Origin of the sequence: Shewanella sp. HL-SH2, assembly GCF_051164935.1 — a bacterium.
GTDB lineage: Bacteria > Pseudomonadota > Gammaproteobacteria > Enterobacterales > Shewanellaceae > Shewanella > Shewanella glacialimarina.
Genome location: NZ_CP195035.1, coordinates 1,728,454 through 1,741,148 on the forward strand (window position 1 = coordinate 1,728,454; position 12,695 = coordinate 1,741,148).

The window sequence follows — 12,695 nt, forward strand, 5'->3', positions numbered from 1 at the left end:
CAACTTTAACGTTTTTTGCTCTCTTTTCTAAGTTGTATTGATTGTTTTTGTAATTGTGCGATTTTCTCAGATTGCTCAAAGTATTTAACCATATCCGTGTTTAAACAGCTGATCACTTTACCTATTGGGTTATATTTCATCGCCCAAATTTTTTCTATCCTTGAGTCATAGTCACAATACGCAAAACTCTGCTCGTTCTGCTCATCCTTTGCTTTTAATTCAGCCATTGAATCTCTCACCATAGCTTCACTTAATTGATTTTTGATGACTTGTTGGTATTGATTCATGACCCTTTCGGCATTCATGTTAAGGCTGTCATTTAACTTGAAAAAAAGGCTAATAAGCCATTGTTGATAATAGTTAATATCAGATAAAGGGTAGGTATTACTCAGCATTTCAATCATCACAGCTTTTACAAATAGATATTCTGCTGCAAATACTCTTTGAATACTTTCCTCTGACAGTTTACTGCTAAGTTTCCACGCTGCAGGGTAAGTGCCATTAAGAGGTGCTTCTGCAGCAAGTATTTTCACTCCCCAGGCTAGGTTTTTTTGCATTTTACTGCCCGCTAAAGAGAAGGTTGCAAGGTCGCTTGATGAATGAAAAATATTGTTCCAAAATCGATAATCAGCATCAATAAAGTCATTAATAAAACTAGGGCTGCCAGTGCGTGAACTCAATAATGCATTTAGCTCAGCAAGCATCTGAATATTAGATAAGTTAGTGAAATTAATTTGTGGTCTACCTGCTGAGTTATCTAGACTTTCATGCCACAAAGGCAACGTAATAATCTGTTGATATTGATTAATTAAATCAACATAACTTGTCAGCATAAACTTAATATCTACTAAGTTACCCGTTATAAAATTATGACAATTTTCAATTAATTCTTTATGGCAGGTTTGTTGATATTGTTGCAGCAATAAGTGCTGCACATCTGACAAAGGAAGGATTAAAGGGACTTGCTGTGTACCTACTATCTGCTGCGCTAATACAAAAGCGTTCTGACTTTCATTAACCGTTTCAAGTTGAGCCCACTTTTCCAATTGTTGAGTATTCACTGACAAGTAGCGGTCTTCAATATTAATATAAACTAAAACAGCAAAGATAAGAGCCAGCAAAAATATGATTGAAGCTACACTATAGACGGCTATTTTAAGTATTGACTTAAGCATTCTTACCCTTGATTTTATTATACTTTTAATTCTGGCCCTATTTCGTTGATCATTATAGTGAATTTAGGGAAAGCCCATATTAGTGGTATTTAACTCTTTATTGCAACAGTTCTCTGGCATTCGCTAGGGTGTTTTCAGTGATAATATCGCCACCTAATAAACGGGCTAATTCGTTTATGCGCTGCTCTTTATCTAAATTTTGCATTGTCGTTTCAGTTTGCCCACCTTTGTTGAACTTGTTGACAAACATATGTTGATGACCATTACCAGCCACTTGCGGTAAATGGGTAACACAAAAGACTTGTGTTGAATCCCCTAGACTTCTTAACATTCGGCCAACAACTGCTGCAGTAGGTCCTGAAATACCCACATCGACCTCGTCAAATATTAATGTTGGGGTAGAGACTTTTTTAGCGGTAATAACTTGTATACCTAAGCCTATGCGCGATAGTTCGCCACCAGAAGCCACTTTAGCAATCGGTTGTAATGGCTGTCCTGGATTGGTGCTAACTAAAAACTCCACTTGGTCACAACCCAAACTGTTACTCATTTCAGGGTTAAAGTTTACCGCAATATTAAATTGGCCTTTTGGCATGTTTAATTCATGGATTGAACGAGTGACTAATTTATCTAACTCTTTAGCATAACGAGCCCGGCTTTGACTGAGTTTTTGGGCATGGGTTAAATAGGCCTCACGGCTGAAAGCTAACGCCTGTTTAATCTCATCTAATTTAGTTTCATCATCAGACAACCCAACCAGTTCAGCTTTTAGCTGTGCATGATGAGCTGATAAGTCTTCAGCACTCACATGATGCTTGCGTGAAAGTTGCATTGCGGTGGTTAAACGCTTCTCTAAATAGGTAAAGTGTTCAGGGTCTAATTCTAAACGGCTAAGGTAGTCTTCTATTTCAACTGTGCTTTCTTGTATCTGAATTAATGCTTCATTAAGCATACTGGCTACAGGGGCTAACTTTTCATCCACGCTTTGTAAATTATCTGCTAAATGAATCACTTTATTTAGCAGTGATTCTATGTTGAACTCTTCACCTTCGGTCAGTAGATCTAAACTGGCCTGACAGGTTTTAATCAGTTCAGTACCATTAGCAAGGCGTTTATGTTCTTGTTCTATTTCAACAAATTCACCGTCAGCTAAATTAAATTCATCTAGTTCTTCAACTTGATATTGGAGTAACTGTTTGCGGGATATACGCTCATGTTGCGCATGTTCGAGCATTTTAAGCTCATTTTCGATCTGCTTATTACGTTGATAGCTGGCATGTACAGTGTCAATTAACAGCTTATGGTTGGCGTAGCTGTCTAGTAGGGTAAGTTGATGCTCACTTTTTAGCATTGCGTGGTGAGCATGCTGACCATGAATACCAATGAGTAATTGGCCTATGCTTTTAAGTTGGGCAATAGGTACCGGGTTGCCATTGATATAAGCTCGTGAGCGACCATCACTGTTAATGGTGCGGCGTAAAATGCAGTCATCTTCATTATCTAGGTCATTATCTTCTAACCAGCGCTTAGCTTGCGGCACATCATGCAATGTGAAGCGGGCACTGACTTCGGTTTTATTAGCTCCAGGTCTCACCGTATTGGCATCACTGCGGTTACCTAAACATAAACCAAGCGCATCAATAGCAATAGATTTACCTGCACCTGTCTCACCCGTTATGGTGGTCATACCGGCTTTAAAATCTAATTCTAAAAAACGTACAATAGCAAAATTGTTGATGCTGAGTTGGCAAAGCATAATGAATTCCTGTCAATGAAACTATCAAACCACTGTATTGATAAACAGTATATACTGATTTTTTATACAGTAAAGTAGTAGCCAGAAAATTATCTTTGGTTATTTGTTAGACTATCTGAGTGTGTTAATTAACCATAAGATTTTAATAGTGTTTCTATTATAGGTAAGCTAACAAAGGTCATTAATGTGCCATATAGAATACCTTGTGCGCTGCTATTAGCATTTATTTGGTATCGTTCGGCCAATAAATAGACGCTTGCTGCCGTTGGCAAGGCGGCTAATAGCACTCCCATAGTCAGTAGTTCATGTTCTACGCTAAAGAGTTTCAGTAATCCAAAGGCAATAAAAGGTTGAATTATTAATTTTAGTAAGTTGATTAAACTTATTTCTGCAATCAGGCTAAGGCTGAATAGCTTTGACAAAGATTGATGCTGAAACGCTTTAGCAAGTACCATTCCTATGGCAAATAGTGCGCAAGGGCTAGAGGTACTACCTATTTGGTGCAGCACCAATGATAGGCTTTCGGGTAAGGTGATATGCAATGCCGATAAGCTTATACCTATCATACTGCCAAGCACTATCGGATTTTTATATAATGCATTAGCCATAATGACGATAGCATGATCTGCGGACTGTTTGTCGCGGCTGGCAAGTTCGATAGAGACTAATGCAAAGGCAAACATAAATACCGACAGCAGGCTGGCTATAGCTGCCGCGACTAATGCGATTTTGTTACCTGGAAATAATAGGCTGAGTAATGGAATACCAATGAATGCTGTATTGCCAAAGGTGGCATTTAATGCGCGCATAGCTGCAATAGCTTGCTGCTTAGGTTTGCTCCATAAGGATACGACTATCACGAGTGCGTAGGTGATGATCATCGCCAGGCTAAATCCACCAATAAATCCCCACTGAATAATATCTTCAATGCGCGTTTCAGCGAGCACAATCAATAAAATTGCTGGAAAGGCAATGTAGTAAACAAATTGATTGAGGATTAGATTGGTATCTGCTGGTAGAAATCTTAATTTTTGAACAATACCGCCGAGTAACATAATAATAAACACAGCGATCAGCGGGGTAAGAATACTGGACATCCCTCGCAATTCCTTAACAAAATAATAGTAAGTCTACTTTACTTTGTTTTAATAAGAGGATGCAATTAGGCTAAAGTTAAACACGTGTTTATTTATTCAGTTTTAGGTTTAATGTTACTGAAGAGCTTAAATTTACTGAAGATAGTGCGATAAAAGCCTGAATAATATCAGGCTTTTGAATATTTTTTAGTGATATTAGGTTAGTACTACAGACTAATGCCAATATTAGATGCACCAGCTTCGATAATATCTTTACGTAAGCCTTTAACTAAGTCTGGATGAATATCTGGATTTGCTTCAATAATATCTAACAGCATATTTTGTAGCTCTTTTTCTTCTAGCATCACAGGATGGGCAAAAACATAATCATCTAATGCTTCATCCATTAAGTCCTCATCACTAAGGGCTTCAATATAGTTAGCCACAGTGCTGGAAGAAAGTTTGCTGATATTGATTATGTCATCTTCAATTTTATCCGCAATAGCACTCATTAAGGTAGAGATTGCTACCACAGCATCCATAGCCGGATAAACACCATAAGCTTCAAAATCGCTTGGGTCAGGGGTGTTTTCTTCTAATTTTTGTAAGTGAACATCTACATTGTATTTGTTTTTCTTGTCGTACTGGCTTTGCCATAGTAAGTCTAGAGCTGTTGATAAGACAGCTGGTTGGCCGAACTCGCATACCTCAGAAAATAGCTGGTAATTAGGTAGCATACGCTGGCATAAAGCGATAGCAAATAATTGTTTTTGAGGTAAAGATAACGCTTTTAAACGTTGAAAAAATCCAGGTTTATGAGTCATGCGTGATGTCCATCGATAACTGTTCTAATACTTGAGTTGCCGCCGATTCTACCTTAGTTAGCTCATCAAGTAACTCAAGTATTTCCGGTTCTAGCTCACTGGTCGAGGTTTTATGCTTTAAAGCAGATTCTATTTCTTGGCAAAGCTTCTGGGTTGTCGGTACGCCACAATAGCAGCTTGCACCATGCAGTTTATGTACGGCTTGTAACATATTTTGTTGATTTTGCTCCTGCAGTGCTAATTCTATAGTTACGATTGTGCTAGGAATTGAGTCTACCAGCATTTGTAGCATTTCAAGTGCTAAGTCCGGTTTTTGGCTTGCTTGGCTTAAGCACAACTCCCAATTAAGGGTATGAAGCTCAAAATGGGTAAATTTAGGTTTGGCTACCCAACGATTAATCACTTTTCTTAACGATGATTCATCGATGGGTTTGGGCAAAAAGGCATCCATACCCGCAGCTAAAATATTTTCTCTTTCTTCTGCAATCGCATGGGCTGTGACTGCAATTATTGGCGTGTGGCGGTTCATTGATTCATGACGTATGCGTTTGGTTGCGGTAATGCCATCCATTCCCGGCATCTGAATATCCATAAAGATTAATTCAAAGCTTTTACTTCTCGCCAGTTTAATGGCTTCTTGACCATTTTTAGCTGTGGTGACGTTAACAACTAATTCTTGTAATAAAGTATCAATAAGCTTCAAGTTGGCAATATTATCATCTACAGCTAACACCGATACATTCAAACGTTCGATATTAGTGCCAGGTGCGATAGGCAATAACTGTTGTAATGCTTTAGGGGTCGGCGGGTAAATTAAATGTCTTGCTAATTCCATATCATTGATTGGAACGTTCAGGAGTAAGTCGCTGTTGGGTTTTAAATGCTGACTAATGATGTCTTGGTCTATGCAATCATGCAGTAAAATCAGACATTGAGTATGATTTTTCATGACCTGTAATTGTGAGCTAATATGCTCAGGACTATCAAAACCATGACAGCTTGTTAAGATATAATCAAAATGGATATTTTTTTGTTCAAGGGTTGTATTGAGATGATCTAATTGTCCCACGCTGGTCAGTTTTAAATGCCACGATTCTAGGCGCCTATTCAAGGTGTCACGTGTCAGCTCTCTTGGTTCAAATAACAGGATAGATTTACCCTGCAGTAAATCCATTGGTAATACTTCACCTATGTCAAACTGACTGGTGCTAAGGGGTAAAATAAACCAGAAATTTGAGCCTTTATCTGGGCTTGAAGTGAACCCAATTTGACCGCCCATTTGGTTAATGAGGCGTTTGGTTATCACTAGACCTAATCCTGTTCCGCCAAAGCGGCGAGATATCGATGAATCTGCTTGGCCAAAAGCTTGGAATAGATATTCTTGTTGGCCTTCATTAATGCCAATCCCTGTATCGATGACTTCACATCGCAGCGTCACAGTATCTTCATTATTACCAACAAGGGTAATTTTTAGTATTACACTACCTTGATCAGTAAATTTGATTGCATTGCCGACCAGGTTGGTAATAATTTGATTCACTCGCATTGCATCGCCGCTAACACTTTCTGGCACAGTAGAATCAATATCAATAATAAGTTCTAAGCCTTTTTCCCTTGCGCTACCGGCGATAAGACTTAAGGTGTCAGCTAAGGTTTCACGTAATGCAAAAGGCATTTTTTCAAACACCATTTTACCCGCTTCAAGTTTAGAGAAATCAAGGATGTCATTAATGATCCCTAATAAATTACTGGCGCTTCGCTCAATTGTTTTAATGTAATCGAGTTGGCTCGAATGAAGCGGAGTTTTAATTAACTGTCTTGAAAATCCTATTACGCCATTGAGCGGGGTGCGTAGCTCGTGTGACATATTGGCTAAAAACTCAGATTTAATTCGACTGGCTTCTAGTGCACGTTTTTTAGCTAAATCTAGTTCAACGTTTTGAATTTCAATTTGCTCTAAGGTTTCCCGTAAATCTGAGGTTGCTTGATCAATATTTTGTTGCATCTCGTCATGATATTCAGACAAGGAGCCCGCCATGGCATTAATGCCTCGTTTAAGTAAGTCTAATTCACCAATCAAATTACCATCTAAGCGAGTATCAAGTTTTCCTTCGCGAATTTTTGCCACAACCCTGACCATTTCGGTAATGGGATGATTGACGTGTTTAACTAAGCGAAAGGTAAAGAATAGGTTAAACTGAACCCCGATTAACACAATAATAAACGCGGCAATGGCTGCCCTGTGTTGCTCTAATAGAGCATTTTCTTTATTGATTAATATAGCGATATAGCCAATAACTTGTTCTTGTTTACTGTTATAAATAGGTTTTGCCATACTTTGGCTATGAACCGTATTTTGTTGATTAAGAGAGTCAAGCGGATCTTTATTTGATTGCTTATTAATAAAAGTCAGTGGATTAAAATGCGTATTGGAAACAATAGGGCTACGAATGACTAAAATATCTTCCAAGGTATTAAACTCAGTCGCATCTAACTCAGACAATGGCTGCTGGGTGCGCATGACCTCGAAGTCTTTATGATAATGAGAGGTAACAAATAGTTGATTTTGGCTATCGAAAATCGCGATGGAAAGTATTAATGATGCATTTTTCATTTGTGTTGCTGAAAGCAGTTTCTTTGTTGATTCTCTGTCTTCGGTGACAATACCAAACTCACTTGCTATGGCTAATGGCTCGATAATATTACTGCCTTTTGCCATTAGTGTGTCTTCAAGTTCATAAAAGCGGTTTATGGTGAAGTAACTTCCAAGTAGAATACCCACCACAATGGTAGGAGCCAATGCCAGTACCAGTACCCACGAACGAAGGCTATATTTAGTCATATTTTCGGTACTTTTCATGGTCTTGGTCGAGGTTCCTGCAATAATTTATTGATATTCAGTCTAGACTGCCAGAAAGCGCGCACTCTTGACTAGTGTTTTATTCACTTTTAGAGGCCGAAATGGCACAATTTTTTAAAGCTAAACCGAACAAATCTAAGCAATTATCAGCAAAGCTTAGCCTTGATATTACCCAATTGGATCATTTGGGTGCCGGAATGGCACAATATCAGGGCAAAGTCGTGTTTGTTGCGGGAGCACTTCCTAATGAAAAAGTCACAGTGCAGCTGACAGAGCAAAAGAAAAGTTATGCTAAAGCTAAATTGATAAAAATTGATAAAGCGAGTGCCGCAAGGCGCGAACCTCTTTGCCCCCATTATGTGCAATGTGGTGGCTGTGATTTACAACATTTAGATGTAGATGCCCAGCGTGAGTTTAAACAGCAGGCATTAACTGAGCTAATGACCAAATTGGGTAATAACACCTTAGAGCCGGACATTATTGCACCAGCAATAACAGGCGATGCGTGGCACTATCGACGAAGAGCGCGTTTGGCTGCTGTTTTTGACAAAAAAACCAATCATTTGCAACTAGGTTTTCGTCAATCAGCATCCAGTAACATTGTTTCTATCACCCAATGTAACGTGTTGGCTAAACCCTTATCTGATTTGATCACCCCGTTTGCGGTGAATTTAAACCAATTAAAATCCAAAGCTAGTCTAGGTCACTTAGAATTAAGTATCGCTGAAAATGGCTTGTTTGCGGTGCTGCGCGTCACTAAGGTGTTACCTGCATCCGATATTCGTTGGTTAACTGAGTTTGCTGCAAAGCATCAAATCTGTTTATTGACTCAAGATAATGACAACCAATTAACTCAATTGCATCCCAAAGTCGATGAGGCTAACGCACAAGTGACTTTGCCTTACTACCCTTTAGCTGGAAGTGCAGACACAGAGCAGCCATTGCGCTGTGAGTTTACCCCTGGCAATTTTGTGCAAGTTAATGGTGAAATAAATCATGCCATGGTGCAGCAAGCGATTACTTGGTTAGATCCACAAAAAGATGAGCGCATATTAGATTTATTTTGCGGTGTGGGTAACTTTTCTCTTCCTTTGGCGTTAAGCGCATCGAAAGTGATTGGGGTGGAGGGTGTGCCTGAAATGGTACAGCAAGCGAAAGATAATGCGGCATTGAATCAGCTAGATAATCTCTCTTTTCATCATGCAGATTTAAGTGCAGATCTGACCCATGAAAAGTGGTTGGGTAAAATTGACAAGCTATTACTCGACCCTGCTCGAGCTGGCGCGTTTGAAAGCTTGCAATGGCTTAAAAAAATGCGCCCTAAAAAGGTAGTGTATGTTTCGTGTAATCCAGCAAGTTTAGCCCGTGACAGTAAAGTGCTGATTGAACAAGGGTATCAACTGCAACAATTAGGGATGGTCGACATGTTCCCGCAAACTCATCATATTGAAGCTATGGCACTATTTGAATTAAATGTCGAGTAAAGCCAACTTTACTAGGGAGTAGGACAGTTATCTATATTGATATAAAGCTGAGTAACGCTAAATAATGAGTAAACATAGTCATTTACATTTACATTTACATTTACATTTTATTGAATTGATAAATAGCAGCGATACGCTCAATATAGACTTTATAAAATTTGGGACTATTACCAAGGTGAGTTGAATTTTGCGAGGTGTTTGATATTTTTCTAATTTCACATTACGCTTTGTTCATTTTATAGTCCGTTTGGCAAAAAAGTACATAACATTGTTGCGAATATAAGCACCAATGGGTAAGGATAAAACATGGTTTCAGTTCGCGAAGCGCATTTTAATACAGACGATTTCAATCTTGAAGACTGGGTTGCTCGCTACATCGAAGATGTTAACGACGCACAAACTCTCCTGGACATGCTCAAGAACATGGAAGCGCTGCCTATTAAAGATAAATTGGCACACACACAATTACTTGCTCGCGCGCGTGAAATGATTGAAATTCTAGCGCCACTCAATATGGACTTAGAAACGCTTCAGGCAGCATTATTGTTTGTCCTTTTAGACGCTAACAGCATCAATGAAGAACAAATTGTTGAGTCCTATGGCGCACCTTTAGCTAAATTAGTTGCCAGTGTTGTGACCATGAATGCCATTGGCGCATTAAAAGTGTCTAATGGTCGTAGTGCTGAACCTCAAATAGATAACATTCGTAAAATGTTGTTAGCTATGGTCGAAGATGTGCGCGCTGTGGTGATAAAACTTGCCGAGCGCGTCTGTTTACTGCGAGCGGTAAAAAATGCAGATGAAGAAACCCGCGTATTACTTGCCCGAGAAATTGCCGATATTTACGCTCCATTGGCTAACCGTCTAGGTATTGGCCAGCTAAAATGGGAGCTTGAAGATATTTCGTTCCGCTATCTGCACCCAACGGTCTATAAAGATATCGCTAAGCAACTTGACGGAAAACGAATGGACCGTGAGGTCTATATCGATATTTTTGTTACCCAACTGCAAAAACGTCTAGATGATGACCACATTCGAGCCAAGGTTTATGGCAGGCCCAAACATATCTACAGCATTTGGCGAAAAATGAAGGGTAAAGACCTTAAGTTTGATGAGCTATTTGATGTGCGTGCGGTTCGTATTGTCACCGATCGATTGCAAGATTGCTATGGCGCCTTAGGCGTAGTGCATGATTTATGGCACCACATCCCGCGAGAATTTGATGACTATGTGGCCAACCCAAAACCTAATGGCTACCAATCAATCCACACAGTAGTCGTTGGGCCTGAGGGTAAAACGGTTGAGATTCAAATTCGTACAGAAGCAATGCACCAAGACTCTGAGCTCGGTGTAGCGGCGCATTGGAAATATAAAGAAGGTGCAGGCAATACCAAACAAACTGGCTATGAAGAAAAAATTAATTGGCTGCGTAAAATTCTACAATGGCAGGAAGATGTAGCTGAAAGCGGCAATTTAGTTGATGAGGTTCGAAGCCAAGTTTTTGAAGACCGTGTTTATGTGTTTACCCCAAGTGGTGAAGTGGTCGATCTTCCATTGGGTTCAACAGTTTTAGATTTTGCCTATTATATTCACTCTCAAGTAGGCCACCGATGCATTGGTGCTAAAGTGGATGGCAGAATTGTACCGTTTACTTACCAGGTTGAAACCGGTGAACGCATTGAAATTATTACTTCTAAAATAGCTAACCCTAAACGTGATTGGCTTAACCTTAATTTAGGTTATATCAAATCTTCACGTTCACGTTCGAAAATTCAGCACTGGTTTAAACAGCAAGACCGCGACAAAAATATTGCCGCAGGTAAGGAAATGCTGGAAACCGAGTTGCATCGTGCAGGGTATAAACTAAAAGATGCAAACATTGCCGTTGAACGCTTTAATCTCAATGGCATGGATGACATGCTAGCGGCAATTGGTGGAGGCGATCTACGCCTAAACCAGGTGGTTAACTATATTGACACTAGGCTGCGTAAAGAGCCTAATTCTGAAGAAGAGATTGTTGAGGACATTTTAAAGAAAGCAATTCATCGACCTAAAAAAGTGGGTAAAGGACAAGTTGAGGTGAATGGGGTCGGCAATTTACTTAGCCATATCGCCCGTTGTTGCCAGCCTGTGCCTGGCGATGAAATTTTTGGTTATATCACCATGGGCCGCGGTATTTCTGTTCATCGCAGTGATTGCGAACAAGTGAAAGAACTAATGCGTGTTCACCCTGAGCGCAGCGTTGATGTGGTATGGGGCGAGAACTACTCAGGCGGTTATCGTATCCGGGTTAAAGTGGTTGCCCATGATCGCAGTGGATTGTTACGGGATTTAACAGCAGTGCTCGCCGCTGAAAAATCTAACGTAATGGCGATGAGTTCAACCTCTGATGTGAAAACGCAAACCGCAACAGTTGAGCTTGAGTTAGAGCTTTATAATGTTGATGACTTGTCGCGGGTACAGTCAAAATTATCTCAAGTCGAGGGTGTTATTGAATCAAGACGCTTATAAGCTAGTCTTTTGTTATCTCCTGAGTATTAACATTTACTGATAGAAACAACGGATTTTGAATCCGTTGTTTGTTTCAAGCGTAGATCGCTTTGGTTGTAAGCTGACCTTCTATTTGATAAAAACGTGATTGCCTTAATAGAGTCGATGAAAATTTTTATAAGTGAGTGAAACCACAATGGATGTAACCCCGCAAGCGGATATTCAGCCGTTACTCAATATAATGAAAAAACTGCGCGATCCTAAAACGGGTTGCCCTTGGGACTTGGCGCAAGACTTTCAGAGCATAGTGCCTTTTACCTTAGAAGAAGCCTACGAAGTTGCAGATGCCATTGAGCGAACCGCATGGGATGAATTACCCGATGAGTTGGGCGATTTATTGTTTCAGGTGGTGTTTTATTGCCAACTAGCAACTGAACAAGGTAGGTTTGACTTTGCGACCGTAATCGACCGAATCTGCACTAAACTCGTTCGCAGACATCCACATATTTTCAGTAATAAAGACACCTCAGCAGTGCAAACAGCGACTCAAGTGAAACACAGCTGGGAAGCGATTAAAGCGCAAGAGCGCGCCGATAAACAGCAATTGTCGTTATTAGATGATATTCCCCATGCTTTTCCTGCATTAAAACGAGCAGCAAAAATTCAACAAAGGGTGGCTAAAGTCGGTTTTGACTGGCCCGAACTTCCCCCTGTGGTGGAAAAGATATACGAAGAAATAGATGAAGTGTTAGTTGAAGCTAAATTACTTGATACCGATCCTGAGCGCTATCAGCCCAGAGTGCTGGATGAGGTCGGTGATTTATTATTTGCGGTAGTCAATTTAGCACGTCATTTAAATGTTGATCCTGAACAAGCGCTAAGACAAGCCAATAGCAAATTTGAGCGTCGTTTTCGGGGAGTTGAAGATTGTGTACTACAAAGCGGGAAAACATTTGATGCCCATAGCCTTGAGCAGCTAGATTTTTACTGGAATCAAGTAAAGCAGCAAGAAAAGCGTTAATTCTTTATT

At 39.8% G+C, this 12,695-nt stretch carries 8 protein-coding genes; 3 read left to right on the forward strand and 5 right to left on the reverse strand.

All coding sequences use genetic code 11. The features are described 5' to 3' along the window. Nucleotides 1–5 precede the first annotated feature (5 nt). From ACRWP9_RS07520 to barA, 5 genes are all read right to left on the reverse strand, one after another. The gene (locus ACRWP9_RS07520) at nucleotides 6–1,175 is read right to left on the reverse strand and encodes a hypothetical protein (protein WP_434928589.1); all 1,170 of its coding nucleotides are present in this window, start codon (nucleotides 1,173–1,175) and stop codon (nucleotides 6–8) included. 97 nt (nucleotides 1,176–1,272) lie between these two features. Continuing rightward, complete coding sequence (gene recN, locus ACRWP9_RS07525; RefSeq protein WP_434928590.1) at nucleotides 1,273–2,931, reverse strand: DNA repair protein RecN; 1,659 nt, start codon at nucleotides 2,929–2,931, stop codon at nucleotides 1,273–1,275. A 128-nt stretch (nucleotides 2,932–3,059) separates the two neighbouring features. Next, the gene (locus tag ACRWP9_RS07530; RefSeq protein ID WP_434928591.1) at nucleotides 3,060–4,028 is read right to left on the reverse strand and encodes an AEC family transporter; all 969 of its coding nucleotides are present in this window, start codon (nucleotides 4,026–4,028) and stop codon (nucleotides 3,060–3,062) included. A 206-nt stretch (nucleotides 4,029–4,234) separates the two neighbouring features. Continuing rightward, nucleotides 4,235–4,831 (reverse strand): YjaG family protein, encoded by a 597-nt coding sequence (locus ACRWP9_RS07535; protein ID WP_434928592.1) that lies wholly within the window; start codon nucleotides 4,829–4,831, stop codon nucleotides 4,235–4,237. Next, on the reverse strand, nucleotides 4,821–7,691 hold the full coding sequence (barA, locus tag ACRWP9_RS07540) for a two-component sensor histidine kinase BarA (RefSeq protein WP_434928593.1): 2,871 nt from the start codon (nucleotides 7,689–7,691) through the stop codon (nucleotides 4,821–4,823). Before barA ends, ACRWP9_RS07535 begins: the two co-directional genes overlap by 11 nt. Nucleotides 7,692–7,792: 101 nt before the next feature. On the opposite strand from barA, the gene rlmD reads away from it, so the two are divergent. The 3 genes from rlmD (at nucleotide 7,793) to mazG (ending at nucleotide 12,686) form a co-directional block, all read left to right on the forward strand. After that, nucleotides 7,793–9,175, forward strand: a complete 1,383-nt coding sequence (gene rlmD / locus ACRWP9_RS07545; RefSeq protein ID WP_434928594.1) for a 23S rRNA (uracil(1939)-C(5))-methyltransferase RlmD — start codon at nucleotides 7,793–7,795, stop codon at nucleotides 9,173–9,175. 306 nt (nucleotides 9,176–9,481) lie between these two features. Continuing rightward, nucleotides 9,482–11,686: a GTP diphosphokinase gene (gene relA, locus ACRWP9_RS07550; protein ID WP_434928595.1), complete on the forward strand. Its 2,205-nt coding sequence runs from the start codon at nucleotides 9,482–9,484 to the stop codon at nucleotides 11,684–11,686. Nucleotides 11,687–11,861: 175 nt separating this feature from the next. Then, nucleotides 11,862–12,686: a nucleoside triphosphate pyrophosphohydrolase gene (gene mazG / locus ACRWP9_RS07555; RefSeq protein ID WP_434928962.1), complete on the forward strand. Its 825-nt coding sequence runs from the start codon at nucleotides 11,862–11,864 to the stop codon at nucleotides 12,684–12,686. Nucleotides 12,687–12,695 lie beyond the last annotated feature (9 nt).